14 protein-coding genes and 1 pseudogene are annotated in these 17,223 nt (G+C 61.1%); 10 read left to right on the top strand and 5 right to left on the bottom strand.

The window, feature by feature from the left end; translation table 11 throughout:
• Positions 1-233: 233 nt before the first annotated feature.
• Positions 234-1,643: an amidase gene (locus tag YUA_RS0108670; RefSeq protein WP_027530324.1), complete on the bottom strand. Its 1,410-nt coding sequence runs from the start codon at positions 1,641-1,643 to the stop codon at positions 234-236.
• A gap of 106 nt (positions 1,644-1,749) precedes the next feature.
• On the opposite strand from YUA_RS0108670, the gene YUA_RS0108675 reads away from it, so the two are divergent.
• A complete protein-coding gene (locus YUA_RS0108675) occupies positions 1,750-2,325 on the top strand; it encodes a TetR/AcrR family transcriptional regulator (RefSeq protein WP_027530325.1) in 576 nt (191 codons plus the stop codon).
• A gap of 428 nt (positions 2,326-2,753) precedes the next feature.
• On the opposite strand, the pseudogene YUA_RS51560 reads toward YUA_RS0108675, so the two are convergent.
• The 3 genes and pseudogenes from YUA_RS51560 to YUA_RS51565 form a co-directional block, all read right to left on the bottom strand.
• Positions 2,754-2,834: pseudogene (locus YUA_RS51560) on the bottom strand (transcription elongation factor); the annotation flags it as partial.
• Between the two features lie 39 nt (positions 2,835-2,873).
• On the bottom strand, positions 2,874-4,037 hold the full coding sequence (locus YUA_RS0108680) for a transcriptional regulator CadC (protein WP_245285124.1): 1,164 nt from the start codon (positions 4,035-4,037) through the stop codon (positions 2,874-2,876).
• Positions 3,964-4,482, bottom strand: a complete 519-nt coding sequence (locus tag YUA_RS51565; protein WP_245285125.1) for a winged helix-turn-helix domain-containing protein — start codon at positions 4,480-4,482, stop codon at positions 3,964-3,966. The genes YUA_RS0108680 and YUA_RS51565 overlap by 74 nt, the downstream gene beginning before the upstream one ends.
• 316 nt (positions 4,483-4,798) lie before the next feature.
• On the opposite strand from YUA_RS51565, the gene YUA_RS46820 reads away from it, so the two are divergent.
• The 4 genes from YUA_RS46820 (at position 4,799) to YUA_RS0108705 (ending at position 11,671) form a co-directional block, all read left to right on the top strand.
• The gene (locus YUA_RS46820; RefSeq protein WP_051383128.1) at positions 4,799-9,517 is read left to right on the top strand and encodes an autotransporter domain-containing protein; all 4,719 of its coding nucleotides are present in this window, start codon (positions 4,799-4,801) and stop codon (positions 9,515-9,517) included.
• Between the two features lie 55 nt (positions 9,518-9,572).
• A complete protein-coding gene (locus tag YUA_RS0108695; RefSeq protein ID WP_156947081.1) occupies positions 9,573-10,070 on the top strand; it encodes a zinc ribbon domain-containing protein in 498 nt (165 codons plus the stop codon).
• Positions 10,071-10,228: 158 nt separating this feature from the next.
• Positions 10,229-10,756: a hypothetical protein gene (locus YUA_RS46825; RefSeq protein WP_027530329.1), complete on the top strand. Its 528-nt coding sequence runs from the start codon at positions 10,229-10,231 to the stop codon at positions 10,754-10,756.
• 261 nt (positions 10,757-11,017) lie between these two features.
• A complete protein-coding gene (locus YUA_RS0108705; RefSeq protein ID WP_027530330.1) occupies positions 11,018-11,671 on the top strand; it encodes a hypothetical protein in 654 nt (217 codons plus the stop codon).
• 19 nt (positions 11,672-11,690) lie between these two features.
• On the opposite strand, the gene YUA_RS0108710 is transcribed toward YUA_RS0108705, so the two are convergent.
• Entirely contained in the window at positions 11,691-12,134 is a 444-nt protein-coding gene (locus YUA_RS0108710; protein ID WP_156947082.1) for a GNAT family N-acetyltransferase, read from the bottom strand.
• A gap of 102 nt (positions 12,135-12,236) precedes the next feature.
• On the opposite strand from YUA_RS0108710, the gene YUA_RS0108715 reads away from it, so the two are divergent.
• From YUA_RS0108715 to YUA_RS0108735, 5 genes are all read left to right on the top strand, one after another.
• Positions 12,237-13,727 carry an AbiV family abortive infection protein gene (locus tag YUA_RS0108715; protein WP_084292277.1) on the top strand — a complete coding sequence of 497 codons (1,491 nt, stop codon included), beginning with the start codon at positions 12,237-12,239 and terminating at the stop codon, positions 13,725-13,727.
• Positions 13,728-13,737: 10 nt separating this feature from the next.
• Positions 13,738-15,003, top strand: coding sequence for a helix-turn-helix domain-containing protein (locus YUA_RS0108720; RefSeq protein WP_027530333.1), 1,266 nt, complete (start codon positions 13,738-13,740; stop codon positions 15,001-15,003).
• Positions 15,004-15,024: 21 nt separating this feature from the next.
• Entirely contained in the window at positions 15,025-15,750 is a 726-nt protein-coding gene (locus tag YUA_RS46830) for a TIGR02391 family protein (protein ID WP_051383129.1), read from the top strand.
• A gap of 85 nt (positions 15,751-15,835) precedes the next feature.
• Entirely contained in the window at positions 15,836-16,492 is a 657-nt protein-coding gene (locus YUA_RS0108730; protein ID WP_027530334.1) for a hypothetical protein, read from the top strand.
• A 179-nt stretch (positions 16,493-16,671) separates the two neighbouring features.
• Positions 16,672-17,121: a class I SAM-dependent methyltransferase gene (locus tag YUA_RS0108735; protein ID WP_245285126.1), complete on the top strand. Its 450-nt coding sequence runs from the start codon at positions 16,672-16,674 to the stop codon at positions 17,119-17,121.
• The last annotated feature ends 102 nt before the right edge of the window (positions 17,122-17,223 follow it).

The following is a 17,223-nucleotide window of genomic DNA, read 5'->3' on the forward strand; positions in this document are numbered from 1 at the left end:
TTGTGCGACCCCTGGCTAGGCTCAAATCCGGGAGGCGCAACACCCGATTCTTGCGGCTGGTTGAGCAGCAAATTCCGAGGTCTGTCGCATAAAAACTCTAGTTTGACAGCCGCAGCCCATAGATGTGGCTCTCAAGGGCCAGGTGGAGAATCTTTTTGCACCACGAGCTAACGAGGAACGCTTCTGTTCGAAGCGCCGCCTCGCCCGGTTCGAACGCCAACGCCCCGTATTCGTCACAGGTCCGGATGCAGGTCCCGCACGGGGCTCACGCTTTCGAGCAGTGACGCAAGGTGCAAGACGGTCGATTCGGCGAGCCAGCTTCCGACGAGCTGCACGTTGATCGGCAATCCTTTCTTGCTGGTGCCGAACCGCATCGACAGCCCGGGCAATCCGGTGATGTTGAGCGGCACAGTCGCGCCCTGAAGGTAGGTGGCGTCCACCTTCTGACCGTTGATGACGAACTCTGCGACGCCGTGCTTGTGGGCAGGGATCGGCAGCACCGGAGTGATCAGCGCGTCGTATGTCTTGAAATACTCGGCATAGCCGTCACGCAGCCGCTCCGCCGCCTGCTCCGCGTCGATGTAGTCCTTCATGGACGTGTCGGGCAGCGAGAGCATGGTCTTGGCCATCTTGTAGAGCTCGTCCGGGCTGCGTCCGGCCGTCGCTTCCGCGAACGCGGGCTTCATCTCCATGACGTGGAGCCGGTTGAACACGTCCAGCGCAAAGTCGCGCTCGAGCGCCGGGATGCGCACCGGCTCCACGAAGAAGCCGAGATTCCTGAGCGCCTCGGCGGCCGCTTGCACTGTGGCACCGACCTCGGGGTCGACCGGCCCGAAGCCGGGCTCAACCAGCCAGCCCACCCGGAGCTGACGATAGGGCGAGCGCCCGAGGCCGGCATCGAACTGGGCGGCACTCGTCGCGAAAGCGTCGTGGCCGTCAGGGCCGGCCAGTTGCGGGAAGGCGAGCGCGAGGTCGCGGACACTGCGCGCCATGGGACCGACATGCCAGAAGCGCCGCGGCACACGCGGCCAGATTCCGGTCATGGGCACGCGTCCATGCGTCGCCTTGAGGGAGACGATGCCGGTCTGCGCGGCCGGACCGCGCACCGAGATGGCCAGGTCGGTGCCCAGTCCCAGCGGCGACATGCCAGCCGCGATCGCCGCGGATTCACCGCCGCTCGAGCCTCCCGGCGTGCGCGTCAGATCCCAAGGATTATTGGACCTGCCGGAGAGCAGATTGTCGCTTTCGATCCAGTAGGAGAATTCGGGAAGGTTCGTCTTCGCGAGCAGGATACCACCCGCCTTCTTCATGCGCGCGACGCTGGTCGCATCGGTCTCGGGAACGCGTCCCCGGAAGATCGGCGAACCGCGCTGGGTTGCCACGCCTGCCGTGTCGATCGAGTCCTTCACCGAGAAAGGGACGCCGTGCAGCGGACCAAGGTGTTCGCCGTCGACGACCGCCTTCTCCGCCGTCCTGGCGGCTTCGAGGGCGCCATCGGCGACCGTAACGATCGCGTTTATCTTCGGGTCCACGGCTTCGATGCGATCGAGATGCGCCTGCACGACCTCGATCGGCGACACCTCCTTGGTCCGGATCAATTCAGCCAGCTTGGTCGCATCGGAATAGATGATCTCAGTGCTCATTTGAATGTACCTACCTAACGTTCGGTAGGAGAAATATCGCTTTCGAAAGCTCCCGTCAACCCCTATCTAACGTTTGGTAGGTTCACTGAGAGCTTTGGGGCGTTCTTTGAGTGCAAATTCACGGGAAGCGATCTTGGCCGCGGCGACGCGCATCGCGCAGGCTCACGGCTACAGCGGGTTGAACTACCGCGATCTCGCCGCCGACGTGGGGATCAAGGCTCCGAGCATCTACCATCACTTCCCGAGCAAGGCCGATCTCGGCGCGGCGGTGGCGAAGCGCTATTGGGAAGACACCGCCGCCGAGCTCGACGCCATCTCGGCGGAATTCGCTAACAATCCGGTGCGTGCTCTGCAGGAATATCCCACCAGGATATTCCGAAGATCACTCGAGAATGGGAATCGTCTATGCCTCTGCAGTTTCATGTCCGCCGAATATGACGACCTGCCGGCGGAGGTGCAGAAGCAGGTTCAAGCCTTCGCCGACGTCAACGTTGCGTGGCTCAGCAAAACCTTAGTCGCGACGGGTTTGGTCGGACCTGACGAGAGCGAAACCCGAGCCCGATCGATCTTCGCCGCCGTCGCGGGTGCACAGCTCATGGCACGCAGTCGCTCGGACATCTCTCTCTTCGATGCACTCACCGACGGCTATCGAGCGGCTGGTCTTCTGCCAGGCGGACAGTAAGGGCCCATCAGCCTCAGCTGAGTCAGGCCGGCTGAGTTGGGGGACGTACGCAAACTCAGCGGGATTTACCGCGAGCGTCCTTCGCGCCGATCATCTAGCAAACGCGATCGTACAGGGTCACGCTCCAGCGTGGAAAAGCGTAGTTTGGTGCCCAGGGAGGGAATCATACGCAACCACCGACAGGACGAACCGCTGTTTGTGCTTAATATGGTGGCGTGAGCGCTTGGCCGTGGTGGCGGAGGTCCGCTTCACCCTGTCGGAGGAAGACCGTTTTCTGATCGGAGGGCAGCCTGATTGGCGAGGCCAGTGGGGCTGCCGGGCACGCAAACACCGCAACTTGCTCGTCCGCCCAGCGGCCTAGTACCCCGCCCACTTCGAGCAGACAGACAGAAAGCGCAGAAGATCGGGAAGACCGCTCGGGTCGGAGCCGGATGCGAGATCGGACGGTCGGGGAGCAGGGTCTCCGACGCCGTTTCGGCACGGTCTCCCTTGGTAAAGGCGACGCTCAATCTCGAACTCCGTTTTCGCGAGCCAAACGCGACGGCGCGTCAGCTTTGAGGCAGGCCGGCCGCCACCATGGATTGCATAATCCGTTGGGAGGCTTCGAGATAGATCGGGCTGGCATTCTTCGTGGGCGGCGGCACATTGAGCAACGTCGATCCGGGCCGCAATTCCCGCCCCTTGTCCATCGCCGCTCTGGCTTCATCAAATCGTCCCAGTTGCTGATAGGCCGCCGCCAGCAGCATATGCGTGCGCCCGGAGGCCGCGGTGATCGCGATCGACTTCAGCAGCCAGGGTACTGCGTCTGCGGCGCGGCCCAGCATCAAATTGGCCCAGCCTGCACCGATCATCCAGGTCCAGCGCGAGACCTGTGGGGTATCGAAGCGGTCCGCCTGCTTGAACGTCGCCAGTGCGTCCTCGAAACGTCCGCTTTGAATCTGGGCAAGGCCGATATGGTACAGCGCGATCCCGTTCCACGGATCGAAACTCAAAGCCCTGGCGCAAGCCACCAGACTGGCGCGGAACTGATTGGTCGCATTGAGGAGGCGACAATAGGCCTCATGTGCCGGAATATAACTGGGCGTTGTGCGCAAGGCCTGCTGCAGGACCTTCTCCGCTTTGGATTCGGCGGCGTCACGCTCGGCCGGGCTCAACCACACCATCTGGATGCCGCGCATCAGATGCGCGGCCAGCGCGACCTGAATGTCGATATCGTCCGCGTCATCCGCGAGCGCCTCTTCCAGAATGGCCTGCGCCGCCCGAAAACGTTCCGGACTGGTCTGATTGATGTAGGCGGTCGCCTGTTCGATCACGACCTTGTTCCGCCCCGCCGACGATCCGCCGGTCGCCGCAGCCGATCGGGTATTGGCATTCAGCAACTCGTTGATGCGCAGCGCCAAAGCGTGGCCCACGCCCGCGGCGAGGCGCGATTGCTGCAGTTGCAGGTCCGGATTGTCGGTCAGGCTGACCGAGTATGATGCGGTCCACTTGACCTCGCGTGTCCGCGTCTCCGTCATGCGCGCGCGTATGGTCCACGCCTGCTCGCCTTTTTGCAGTTCGCCGTGCACCACGAAATCGGCCGGCGCCTTGGCCGCGTCCGAAACCAGCAGGCGGATATTCTCGATCTTTGCCAAGCCATCACCGAGACGATCGCTGACATCCGCGGCCATTTGAGTGGCGAGCGGGTCGCCGCTGGCTGTCGTCACCGGCATCACGGCGATGGTCGCGGGCCCCCGCGCCGGGATGAGGCCGGGGCGCAATGCCGCGGCGGCAATCGCGATTCCGAGGACAGCGAGCCCGGCAGCGCCAGCGAGCGCAAAAGCGGCTTCGCAGGCGGAACGCAAACCGGCGCGTGGCGGCGATGCTGCTTGTTTCGACCGGCGCCTCAGCGTCGGGCGCGACGCGGGCGGACTGGCTCGTCGCGGCTTGTTCAGGCAGGTCCACAGCGGCGGTGTCCGTCCCCTCCGCGTCGAACAGATAGCCGCGGCCGGAAATAACCCGGACAATCTGGCGCTTGTTGTCGCCGAGCCCGGCCCGGATTTCCCGGATGCACTGGAACAGGCTGTCTTCGCCGACATGAACGTTCGGCCAGACCGTTTCCATCAAGTCCTGCTTGCTGAGCACCCGGCCGGTGTTGGCGGCGAACAGGCGCAGCATTCCAGCGTCTTGGGCCGGAGCTTGATCGTCTCGCCATCCGGCCGGCGCAGCTCGGCGCGTTCCTGATCGAGCTCGAAGCCAGAAAACCGCAGCACCACTCTCTCCCACCGGCAACTGGCCCCGGATCGCACAAAAGGATGTGCTGAATGTACCGGTGCGGTCAAATATCAGAAAAATTTCAGAATGTCTCGGCGCGTTGTCAGGACTTGCTGCGTGCGCCATGACATGACCAAAAGATCGGGTCGAAGTGAGGAACTGGGCCGAAAGAGGCTGCGCCGCCGGACAGGCGCGCGAACCTATGCCAGTGGGGAAGAAGTTGGAATCGCGTTGCAATTCTGTCGCGCTGTGGCGTATCGGCCGCAAGCGGCTGCGTACCGTGCTGCTGGCCTCGACGGCGCTGGTCGCCGTGGGCTCGCCGGCGGCGGCCCAGGACGCCACCTGGCTCGCCAGCCCCGGCTCGGGCGACTTCAACACCGGCACCAACTGGGACCCCGGCACGATGCCAGGCGGCACCGCGTTCTTCGGCGCCTCGAACACCACCAACCTGTCGTTTTCGAACGACACCAGTGTCGGCGGCTGGACCTTCAACGTGGGCGCGTCGACTTATAGCTTCACGGACAACTTTTTTCTGACGTTCCTTGGCGCCGGCATTGTCGTCAACGGCGGCAGTGCCACCATCACCAGCGGCGGCGAAATTGATTTCCTCAACTCCAGCAGCGCCGGCAGCGCCAGCATCGCCACCACCAACAGCGGCGCCCTGACCTTCAACAACACCAGCACGGCCGGCGGCGCCACCATTACCAACAACAACATTGTGAATTTCAAACACACCAGCACGGCCGGCAACGCCAGCATCGCCAACAGCGGCGCCCTGACCTTCTACAACACCAGCACCGCCGGCACCGCCAACGTCACCAACAACAGCGGCGGCACGCTGAGTTTCTACGATGCCAGCACGGCCGGCAGCGCGACCATCACCAACAACAACAGCGGCGCCACCTCTTTCGGCGACGCCAGCTCAGCCGGCAGCGCCGCCATCACCAACAATGCCGGCGGCACGCTGGCTTTCTACGCGACCAGCACGGCCGGCAACGCCTCGATCACCAACAACACCGGCGGCAACGCCTATTTCCGCGACAACAGCACGGCCGGCAGCGCCACCATCACCAACAACGACACACTGAATTTCAACAACGCTAGCACGGCCGGCAGCGCCGCCATCACCAACAACAGCTCCTTGACTTTCAACGACACCAGCACGGCCGGCAACGCCGCCATCACCAGCAACAGCGGCACGCTGACTTTCAGCAACGCCAGCACCGCCGGCAGCGCTGCTATCACCACCAACAGCGGCGGCTCCCTGAATTTCAACGACACCAGCACGGCCGGCAACGCCACCATCACCAACAACTACAGCACGTATTTCAACTACACCAGCACGGCCGGCAGCGCCGCCATCACCAACAACGCCGGCGGCATTGTCGATTTCTCGGCTACATCAGGAGCCGCCGGCGACGGCAAGATCACGGCCGGCTCGATCGCCGGCGCCGGCAATTACTATCTCGGCGCCAATGAGCTGACGGTCGGCGCCAACAATCTCTCGACCAATGTCAGCGGCGTCTTCGATGGTGGCACCGTCGGCGGCACCGGCGCCTCGCTCATCAAGACCGGCACCGGCACGCTGACGCTCTCAGGCTCGAGCTACTATACCGGCGGCACCACGATCAACGGCGGCACGTTGCAACTCGGCACGCTCGGCAGCGCCGGTTTCATTCTGGGGACCGTCGCCGTTGGCGGCTCCGGCGCATTCGATGTGGTCAACGCCGACACCAGCGGCATCACCAGCATCACGAACAGCGGAGCCACGAATTTCCGCAACAACACCAGTGCCGGCAGCGCCGCCATCACCAGCAACAGCGGCGGCGTCCTGTATTTTCGCGACACCAGTACGGCCGGCAGCGCCACCATTACCAACAATTCAGGCTCCGGTCTGTATTTCCAGGCCGCCAGCACGGCCGGCAGTGCGACCATCACCAACAACCACCTGCTGTATTTCTACGGCGCCAGCACAGCCGGCAGCGCCACGATCGCCAACAACTTCGTCGCGCATTTCCTGGACACCAGCACGGCCGGCAGCGCCGCCATCACCAACAATGGCCTCGGCACCAACCTGATTTTCCACAACGCCAGCACGGCCGGCAGCGCCACCGTCACCAACAGCAACAACGCCTCGGTGACTTTCAACGACACCAGCACGGCCGGCAGCGCCACCATCACCAACAATGCTACTGGCACGCTCGAATTCCTCAACGGCAGCACGGCCGCCAGCGCCAATGTCACGAACAACAACGCCCTGAATTTCCGCGACACCAGCACGGCCGGCAGCGCCACCATCACCAACAATGCTACTGGCACGCTCGAATTCCTCAACGGCAGCACGGCCGCCAGCGCCAATGTCACGAACAACAACGCCCTGAATTTCCGCGACACCAGCACGGCCGGCAGCGCCACCATCACCAACAATAATTTTCTGCAATTTTTTGATAGCAGCACGGCCGGCAACGCCACCATCACCAACAACGGCGGCACGCTGACTTTCTACGGCGGCAGCACGGCCGGCAGCGCCACCATCACCAACAACGCTGCCCTGAATTTCAACGACGCCAGCACCGCCGGCAGCGCTGCTATCACCAACAACAACTCCCTGACTTTGAACGACACCAGCACGGCCGGCAACGCCACCATCACCAACAACCACAACACGTATTTCAACGACACCAGCACGGCCGGCAGCGCCGCCATCACCAACAACGGCGGCGGCTTTCTGGCTTTCTACGGCAGCAGCACGGCTGGCAGCGCCACCATCACCAACAACGGCGGCACGCTGAATTTCAACGACACCAGCACGGCCGCCAGCGCAACCATCACCAACAACAGCAGCGGCTTTCTGTATTTCCTCAACGCCAGCAGTGCCGGCAGCGCCGGCATCACCAACAACGGCAACGTGACTTTCTACAGCACCAGCACGGCCGGTAGCGCCACCATCACCAACAATGGCGCCACGTATTTCTACAACAACAGCACGGCCGGCAGCGCGGCCATCACCAACAACAGCGGTGGCGTGGTCGATTTCTCACTCTCGACCGGACCCGCCAGCGACAACAAAATCACGGCCGGCTCGATCGCCGGCGCCGGCAATTACTATCTCGGCGCCAATGAGCTGACGGTCGGCGCCAACAACCTCGCGACCAATGTCAGCGGCAGCATCGAAGACGGCGGCGTTGGCGGCGGCACCGGCGGCTCGCTCACCAAGACCGGCACCGGCACGCTGACGCTCTCGGACGCCAACACCTATACCGGCGGCACAACGGTGAACGGCGGCACGCTGGCGGTGAACGGCTCGATCCTGTCGTCGAGCGGCGTGACGGTGAACAATGGCGGCACGCTCGGCGGCACCGGCATTGTCGGCAACACCACGATCCTGAGCGGCGGCGCGCTCGCGCCAGGCAACTCGATCGGCACGCTCACTGTCAACGGCAACCTCACCTTCAACGCCGGCAGCTTCTACCGGGTCGAAATCTCGCCGAACGGCACCGCCGACCGCACCAACGTCATCGGCATTGCGACGCTCACCGGCGCCACCGTGCAGGTGAGTGCGCTGCCCGGCAGCTTCCGCGCCCAGACCTACACCATCCTCAATGCGGGCAGCTTCGGCGGCACGCAATTCGCCGGCCTCACCGGCAACGTGACGCCCGGCGCGCGCAATCCGCGCCTGACCTATGACCTGAGCAATGTGTTCCTGTCGGTCGATGCCGGCACGCTCGTGCTGCCGCCCGGCACGATCGGCAACCCGGCGGGTGTCGCGGGCGGCATTAACAAGGCGATCGAGGGTGGCGCGACGCCGCCGGCCAGCTTCGATGCACTGCTCAACATGAGCGGCGCGCAACTCGGCAACGCGCTCCACCAACTGTCGGGTCAGGCCCCCACCGGCGCCACGACCAGCGGCATGCAGATGATGGGCTCGTTCCTGTCGCTGGTGCTCAATCCGTTCGGCGGCGCGCCGAACAGCAATCCCGGCACGCTCGGCTTTGCGCGCAGCTTCGGTGCCGGCGAGCAGCCGCTGTCGCCGGAAATTGCCGCCGCCTATGCCGCGGTGACGCCGCGGGACGCCCGACCCGATACGTTCGACCGGCGCTGGAATCTGTGGGGTCAGTCCTATGGCGGCAGCAACCGCACCGGCGGTGACAGCGCAATCGGCACCAGCGACACCTCGGCTCGCAGTGGCGGCTTCGCCGCCGGCGCCGACTATCGCGTGAACGTCGATGCACTGGTCGGCTTCGCGCTCGGCGGCGGCGCCACCAGCTGGGCGCTGGCACAAAATCTCGGCGGCGGCCGCAGTGACGTGTTCCAGCTCGGCGCCTATGGCTCGCATTCGTTCGGCGCCGCCTATGTCTCCGCCGCTCTGTCCTATGCGTGGCACGGCACCAGCACCGAGCGCACCGTCACCGTTGCCGGCGTCGACAGGCTGACGGCGAACTTCAACGCACAGAGCCTCGGCGGCCGGATCGAGGCCGGTTATCGCATCGCGACGCCTTGGCTCGGCGTCACGCCATACGCGGCCTTGCAGGTGCAGAATTTCCGCACGCCGTCCTACAGCGAGAGCGCGGCCTCGGGCTCGAACACCTTCGCGCTAACCTATGACGCGCGCGCGACCACCGCCACGCGCACCGAACTCGGCGCCTGGTTCGACAAGACCATCGCGCTCGATCGCGGTAACGCACTCGCGCTGCGCACCCGCGCCGCCTGGGCGCATGACCATTCCGACAATCCGGCGCTGGGCGCCATCTTCCAGACGCTGCCAGGCGCGAGCTTCACCATCAACGGCGCGCCGCCCGCACCGAATGCTGCGCTGCTGTCGCTCGGCGCCGAGTTGCGGCTGGCCAGCAACTGGTCATTCGGCGCCAGATTCGATGGCGAGTTCGCCAGCAACTCGCAGACCTATGCCGGCAACGGCACGGTGCGTTACGCGTGGTAGGCGCCGCGCCTCCGAAATCGTCGAGTACGACATTCCGGCGATCATCGATCGTGCCTTGTTCGATGAAGTCCAAGCCCTTCTGGTTGCGCGCCAACCACGGGCCAAAGGGCCGCGTCTGACCTCGGCGCCCTCCTTGCTGGGCGGGCTGGTACGCTGTGACTGCGAGGTATGCTGCGCCTTGACGACCGCAACGAGCACGTCCAGGACCGGAAAAATCTACGCCTATTACAAGTGCATCCAGGCCACCAAACAGGGGCTCCACAAGGAGGGCAATGGGGCGAGCTGCGCCAACCGAAAGATCCTGCGGCCGGTCATCGAGAAGTTGGTCGTTGAGGCGCTGACCGATCAATTGTTGCAGCCCGACCGGGTGACCTCGATCCTGCTCGCCCTGAAGGCTCGGCGAGATGAGCGGCAGGCCTCCGCCGACCGCCAGATCGTCGATCTTGCCCGCCGGGCGTCCGAGGCCGAGGAGCGACTGGGACGCCTCTACGCGGCGATCGAGGCCGGTAGCATAGCATCGATGGTACCGATCCGACGCTCAAAGAGCGTGTAGCCGCGCTTAAGGCCAGCCGGGATCGGGCGGCCGAGGCTCTGGACTATGCGAAAAAGTCCAGCGGCGCGCCGATCGAGATCGATCCGATCGCCGTCGGTTCCCCCACCATCAGCACCACCCGCGTTCGCGTCCCCGCTCGCCTGCTTCTCAAGGGTGACGTGACCAGCTCCAACGAAACCGTGCTCGGCATCAGCGCTGGCGTTGCGACACCGCGCGGCAAGGTCGAAGTCTCATTGGAGAAGGCCGGCCGCAAGCGCCTCGCTATCTGGAATGCGCGTACCATTATCGTCGTGCGGCGGGCGACGTTCGGGGCCGTCACCAACGCAGACATTCCGCTCTCTGATCGCCTACCAACCTTTCATGAACTGGCCAGTTTCGACGCCGGCGAGGCGTGGGACCGACTGTCACCCGAGCAGCAGCGCGTGATTGGCGTGCTCGCCCTCCGGTTCGGCACCATCGGTCAGTGTGACGGCTTCTTTCACGAAACCATTGAAGCCGTCCGCAAGAGCTTCTCATCGAGCCATTGGACGTCGCAGGTTCAGGCGACCGCTGTTTGGCCGCGCCTGCATATCGAGCTGATCGAAAGCGCCGCGCAGGCTGCCTTCCAGAACCTATGTGACCACTTCGATCCACTCTGGCCCCAACTGTTCAACTGGCGAGCCCGGAAGGAGGTGAAGCAATCGTAGGCTTGTCTGCCCGCCACCTGCTGAGCACGGGCGGTGTTCAGCCAACCATCAACCCCCAATCCGAGAAACGACATGAGCAACGCGGTAAACAAAGCGCAGACAACTCCAAGCATCAGCGCCCCCGGCGCCGATAAATTTTCCTCGCATTCTCTGATTCCGACCAGCCCGCCCAATGCATGTCAGCGCAGCCCTGTGGATGGAGAACCATCCCGGGGCACAACGATTCCTTCGACAGGGGCGCGGATCAGCAGGAGGTCACTCATGAATATACTCGTATCAACCGCTGCCATCGCAGCCGCACCGGCTTTGGCGGGCAATCACTCTGGGCGCCCAATTGACATTCCTCCCGGTGAAGAGTTGCGAAATACGGACAGCCCCACCCTCGCCGACCTGATAGACAACCTTACTGTCACCAAGACGGCAGCCGAGAACGCCTGTACCGTGTTGAGCGAGACCGAGGAAAAATGCCGCGATGCGGACGGCGGCCTTGCACGGGCCAAGAAGCTGAAGGTGTACGGCGGACCAACCCGTCCTCTGAGCATCATCGTTGATGGGGTGAAGTCCGACATCGAGCCGGGGGAATGGTTCTTCCGGGATCGCGAGCACGTCAAGAAAGAGGGCACGCCCGAGCAGCTTGCGGAATGGAACCGGCAATCTAGAGCCGCCCGCCATGCGGTCCGGAAAGAGCTACGCGCCGCCGAACGAGAGCATCTGCGCGCTATGGATCGTTGGACATTCGCCGAACGAGCGCTGACCGAATACAAACCTACAAGCGCGGCCGAGGCCACAGAGCTGCTAACGTTAGCGGGCAAGCCGCAGGAGCGCGGTACGCTCTATTTGGATATCGACGAGTGGGCGTTTCAGCGCCTCGTCGCTAACTGTGCAGCTGCGCTCCGCGAAGCGTTGACCAACTGACCCCAAAACGCCCGCCGGTTCACGCTGGCGGGCCCGTCGGCCTTTCCCAGCGAAGTTTTGTGCGGTCATTGTTTACGTGGGTTTTGACGAACCCGAAGTGTTCAAAGCGCTCAACCATCGAGCTGGTGTTGTTCGAACGGACGTCGGTGTCGATCGGCCTGCCAGTTTCCTTCAACCTCGCTATGAGCGAAGAGGAAACACGCTGATTTCGTGCAGCCGCAGAAACTCCAAGGTAAACCAGCCAGATAGCCTTATCGTCGCCTTCAGCTAACGCATATCCAATGATTGTGCCGGCCGCATCGGTCGCAATCCACGACTGATTCGTTGCGACCAAACGATCAATCAATTCCTTTGTCCCCGATCGAACGGCTGTAGGGACCTCTGGGGCGACCTCAGCGAAAACTTTGAGAATACCAGCTTCATCGCCAGGAGCCGCGACACAGTAAGATATATCCTTCGTCATCTGGGTTCTCCGATAGATCGGTTTCGCGATGCGGCAGTTTACAATCGTCCGAATCATAGGTTGAGTTCAAGAAGAGCATCAACCACACTTTGGACGAGGGGCATGAGCGATCCGACTTCGCACATTTGGCGGCTTTGCTTGGATCAAGCGAATGGGATGATCGAAGCCGCTCATCGCCTGAACGAAACGCAGAGATGGCCCCATATTGTCTATCACCTTGGCTTGCTTGCTCTGGAGGAGGTCGGGAAAGCAAGCATGGTGGCGGCCAAATCCGTCCCAAATGCGCTTTCTGATGGTGATTGGTTCGATCGGTGGTTTGATAGTCACCGCCGAAAGTTGCAATGGGCGGTTTGGTCTCCACTAACAAGGCTTGATCCGGCAGACTTTGAACAGGCTCGGCAATTTGCCGAACGCGCCCATAGAATGCGGCTGGACTCGCTGTACGTCGATACGAACGCGGATCTGGCAGATCCGCCGCCCCATCAAAAAGTTCTGCAGGACGACGCTGATCAGGTTCTCGTGCTTGCCCAGTCCCGCCTAGAACATGAATTGCAGTCGAAAGAGACCGCGCTAGAGGTAGACGAACTCACGACGTGGTTTCTGGACACCGTGGCCGACCAGGACCGGTCGCGCACTCTACTTAGTCCGAGCTTCCTTCGGCAATTTGAGGCTTTGGGAGCTAAACCAAGAGATTGGGCCGCCTGGGCTAGAACCGAGATGGCGCGACTTGACGCAGAAGCCGAAGAGTTTCTGAAAGCGGAGCTCGCGAGGCCCGCCGTGGCTTCCGAAGCGGCCAAACCGAAATGGAGGGCGAACGCGCCGGTTTACACACCATCGCATTCGCTCAGGCCAAAAATTTTGGCGAGATGGAACGATCATATAGAGCCGGTCCAGTTTCTCTGGACCGGAAAGAAGGACACGCTCACCCTTCAGGTATCTTTGAGCGACAATCGACCTCTTCAGGATCTAGCTGGCAGGCTCATCAGCCTAAGCAAGTTGGCTATAGCGTGCATCAGCATCGGAAGTCTCGGCTATTTCTGGTTCCAACGGCCGGGCTTCCAGCAAAAGATGTTCAAAGAGGTTCGCGACCTTGAGCACAACCGACCCATGGATCTCGTTACGTCAGAGACCTTCTGGGATGACGGTCGAGCTGTAGCACTCACGGATGCGCATATCGATAACGCTCTGCGTTGCATGATGGCGTATGCGCCGCTGCCGGAAGCCGAAGCTGAGCCCATTTTTGCGCCGTACTTTAACGGCCTCGCAATGATTGCAAAGTCGGACACGTTTTACCGCTTCGATGATTTGGCTCGGCATGAATTTGTGAGGAGCCTGGCCGGAGCATTGCGTCACTACGGCGGGTGGAGCGGGCGTTCAGACGAATTTGAAGCTTGTCTCCATCGCTGCTTCGCTCCGTTCATGCCAGAGTGGCAACACCGCGAGAAGGTATTTCAATCACTCAAAACGCTGGGTGATCCAAGCGATACCCCGCTTGTTAATTTGCGTACCGCAAAGCACATGGCGGACCTTTACTTAGTGCACACTGCTAGTCAAACGTGGAAAAACATTCTCGATAAGCGCCCGGCTGATTAGGGAGGACAACATGACTTCTGAGATATTCGAATTGCCGATTGAATCGATCACAGTTGCCCACATCCACTCGCTAATAGCTTCCCAGGCGGAGGAAGGGCCGCGCTTCGAATTGAAGAGAGCGCTGGCTACGAATGACGGCCGCCCCGACCGCTGGATGCGCGACCAGAGCGCAATTGGCAGTGTTGCCCGCGACGATATAGCTAAAGAGCTTGTTGCGTTCGCTAACGCCTACGGTGGCGTTATCATTGTCGGCATCGAAGAAACGGACGATAGCCCGAAGCGCGCTAACTCGATCTTCGAGCCCATTATACCGTCTGTCCATGACTGCGCGGATCGGCTGGTCCAATCGTTGCGGAGCGTGATTGATCCGCCTATTCCTATGCTCGAGGCGCGCGGCATTGAGGTCGCGGACGGAGGTGGTGTCATAGTCTTGCGGGTTGGGTCTTCGCCGTCAGCGCCTCATGGCTTCGGGCGTCCATCAAATGCTTATGTTCGGCGGGGTAGCAATTCAGAGCCGCTTGCGATGCGGGATATCCAGTCAATCTTCTACGAGCGCCGAACTAGGCTCGAACGGGTGGCGCGGATCTCCGAAGAGCAGTTTAAGGCTGCTGATGATGCAGCACGGCATTGGCGTGCTGGGAAACTGGTTCAGCCGGACACTAATCAGCCGATAGATTCATCAAACGGGTTACTGTTTCAGCTCTCGCTCGTCAGCTCAGAAGATATGGCTATCGATAACTTACCGGATCGTTTTCACCGGAAGCCGATTAGAATTGCTAAGCCGAATATCAGGAGTCTCGTTGAGCTTCCGGGTTGGACCTCTGAGTGGAAGCGCGGATACCGATCCGTTGAATACCCCTTCAGCTACTCCTCGAACCTGTCCAAGGTTTCTCTTCGAGCGGATGGCCTGCTCAACGTGTTGCTTGTTCGGTCGGATAATAAGTTTCATCCATCATGGTACTCCGCCATAATAGCTCAGAGCTTTCTTCTGGTTGAATGGTTACGCCGCTGGTTAGGACGACCCGATGTCGAGTTCATGGTCCAAGGCAAATTTGAGAAGGCTGGGAATCCCGCGATAGCCCACAGCAATGGTCATTTTGACACTTGGGTGAGCATTCCTTGGGATTCGGCCGTAATCGGACCCTATTCGCTGACATCACGGGCGAACTTCCCCGCGACGCATGACGTGATCGAACGCGAGGTGTGGGATCTGTTCGGCGCCAAGCGAGATGGTCCGTTGATAGTGGACTGGGATCTAGATCTAGGGCTGAACTAAGCCGAAGCGGGTGGAGTTACAGTGCCAAAGCTTTTCAATCATTCGTTCAAGTCGATTGAGCAACTGAACCGGGCCTCGCCTGAGCGGGTTGGCATTGCCATTGTGCTCCATATGCAGGTGCAAGGCGGTCGATTTTCACCGCACAACTTTCAGACCGACATCAACCACTGGTTTGCTAACCAAGGCTCTCCGCCTTGGCTGATGCAACGCATCTCGGAAGGCATGATGTGGGCACAGCAAATGCTTCTTGCAGTGCCGGATCTCAGTCAATCAGCCGGTGCATGGTACGTCCTTAGCAGGACGGGGATCGAGTTTGAGCCGGAGGTCGATCTTGAGAGACTTCAAATCGAGCGACTTCTTCCCGATTTTCTATTGCATCCAGACGTGCGAGAGGCATCAGCGGAGATATTCAAGATCGGCCGCTACGACGCCGCGGTATTCGAGGCGTTTAAGCTAGTCGAGACAGAAATACGGGAGGCCGCAGGCTTGCCAGCAGAGGCCCATGGCATGCCCATGGTGGCCAAGGCGTTCAATGCTGAAAGCGGTCCTCTGATGCTATCGAGCGATCCGGCCGGCGAGCGACAAGGCATGCAGCAATTCATGGCGGGCGCCGTCAGCGTCTTTAAAAATCCGAGAAGTCACAGAAATGTTGATCTGTCGGATCCGAGAGAGGCCGCAGAGATGTTGATAATTGCAAGTCACCTTTTGCGGATTGTCGGCAGCCGGCGAACTCGATCTAGCACCTAAGATTAACCATTTCTTAGGAAAGCGAGCACGAAAGCACTTCTGCGTTGTAGTGTTGCCTCATTTCTAGCAGGCGGCATTCCCAATTATGACTTACCTCGACAGAGTCACGCCGGTAGTAGATCTAACGATTTCCAGGCTGGCATCGCAGCGTTTCTTGGTTGACCCAATCTCGGGCGAAAAATTCTCCCGACAAACCAGCATCATCAGCTCAGCCTACAAGCGCCATGGCGCGATCCTTGAAGTTGCTATCAGGGAAAGTCTTCGTGAGAGCAACCGACATCGAGTTTGGAGGGAGGATGCTTTTAAAGTCTCCCGTGCTGCGGACCAAATTGTTGGGCAGCAGACTGACGAAGCGTACTCGTCCACAACGCTTCCCTACGGCGAGGCTGTCCGCACATTGCAGATCGATATGATCGCATTCGACGACGCGGACAAGACCCTTCGCGCCTACGAGATTAAGCGGGGAAACGGCGCGTTCGACGCTGGCAAGATTCGGTCAATCCGCCGAGACCTGAACGTCACCCAGATGCTCCTCAAAAGCTATGGGGAAACCTTCAAGGTGAACCCCGTGAAGGCCGAAGCCCGTGTTATCTTCTATTATGGTCTTCGTTCGTTGCCGAGGCCGTACTCGTTGATCGGATCTGAACTTAACGATCACTTCGGCTTCGCCGTGTACGATCTGGTCGAGACGGCAAATGCTTACTTCCGCCAGAAGCTCCACGAGCTGCTAGAGCGGATCTGAGGGGCGAAATGCAAAACACGTCGCATGCTGTGATGGCTCAGCGGGTCGAGGCAGCAGACAGTCTCGATAATTTCCCAACGCCCCCCTGGGCCACGAGAGCCCTCCTCCAGCATGTGATTGCCGACGCAGGCCCATTTCGCAAGCTGAGTTGCCTTGAGCCGGCGTGCGGGGCTGGCCATATGGCCAAACCGCTCAAGGAGTTCTTTGGGAGGGTGAAGGCGTCAGACGTTCATCCGTATGGCTATGGATCTGTCGCTGATTTTCTGACCACCCCATTGGAGGCAGGTTCGGTCGATTGGATCATCACCAATCCTCCGTTTAGGCTGGCAGAAGATTTCATTAAGCGTGCGCTGATCGGGGCCAGGCACGGTGTCGCTATATTGGCGCGAACGGTCTTTATCGAGAGCGTCGGGCGCTACCGCGAGATTTTCGAGCAGACGCCACCGACCAAGTTTGCCCAGTTCACCGAGCGTGTGCCGATGGTGAAGGGCAGGCTTGACCGAAAGGCGTCCACGGCGACAGGCTATGCTTGGATCGTTTGGGAAAAGAAGGTGAAACAGCCGCCACGGTTAGTGTGGGTGCCACCTTGTAGAAAAATCCTAGAGCGAGCCGACGACTATCGGAATTGAGGGGCGCCCGCCGCAATTGCGTCCCCGGCGCGTCCCCCATCGAAAGGGGGCAGCTTAGCGCCAGGACACTTGGGCTTAAGACCCTGCTTTATCTAGGGAAAA

The sequence above is a fragment of the Bradyrhizobium sp. WSM3983 genome (genome assembly GCF_000473045.1).
Lineage (GTDB): Bacteria > Pseudomonadota > Alphaproteobacteria > Rhizobiales > Xanthobacteraceae > Bradyrhizobium.

Bases quoted from the DNA above. Each gene is read 5' to 3' on its own strand.
- YUA_RS0108670 (WP_027530324.1), bottom strand. From the start codon at position 1,643: ATGAGCACTGAGATCATCTATTCCGATGCGACCAAGCTGGCTGAATTG.
- YUA_RS0108680 (WP_245285124.1), bottom strand. From the start codon at position 4,037: ATGCCGGTGACGACAGCCAGCGGCGACCCGCTCGCCACTCAAATGGCC.
- YUA_RS51565 (WP_245285125.1), bottom strand. From the start codon at position 4,482: ATGCTGCGCCTGTTCGCCGCCAACACCGGCCGGGTGCTCAGCAAGCAG.
- YUA_RS0108705 (WP_027530330.1), top strand. From the start codon at position 11,018: ATGAATATACTCGTATCAACCGCTGCCATCGCAGCCGCACCGGCTTTG.
- YUA_RS0108710 (WP_156947082.1), bottom strand. From the start codon at position 12,134: ATGACGAAGGATATATCTTACTGTGTCGCGGCTCCTGGCGATGAAGCT.
- YUA_RS0108715 (WP_084292277.1), top strand. From the start codon at position 12,237: ATGAGCGATCCGACTTCGCACATTTGGCGGCTTTGCTTGGATCAAGCG.
- YUA_RS0108720 (WP_027530333.1), top strand. From the start codon at position 13,738: ATGACTTCTGAGATATTCGAATTGCCGATTGAATCGATCACAGTTGCC.
- YUA_RS0108730 (WP_027530334.1), top strand. From the start codon at position 15,836: ATGACTTACCTCGACAGAGTCACGCCGGTAGTAGATCTAACGATTTCC.
- YUA_RS0108735 (WP_245285126.1), top strand. From the start codon at position 16,672: ATGGCCAAACCGCTCAAGGAGTTCTTTGGGAGGGTGAAGGCGTCAGAC.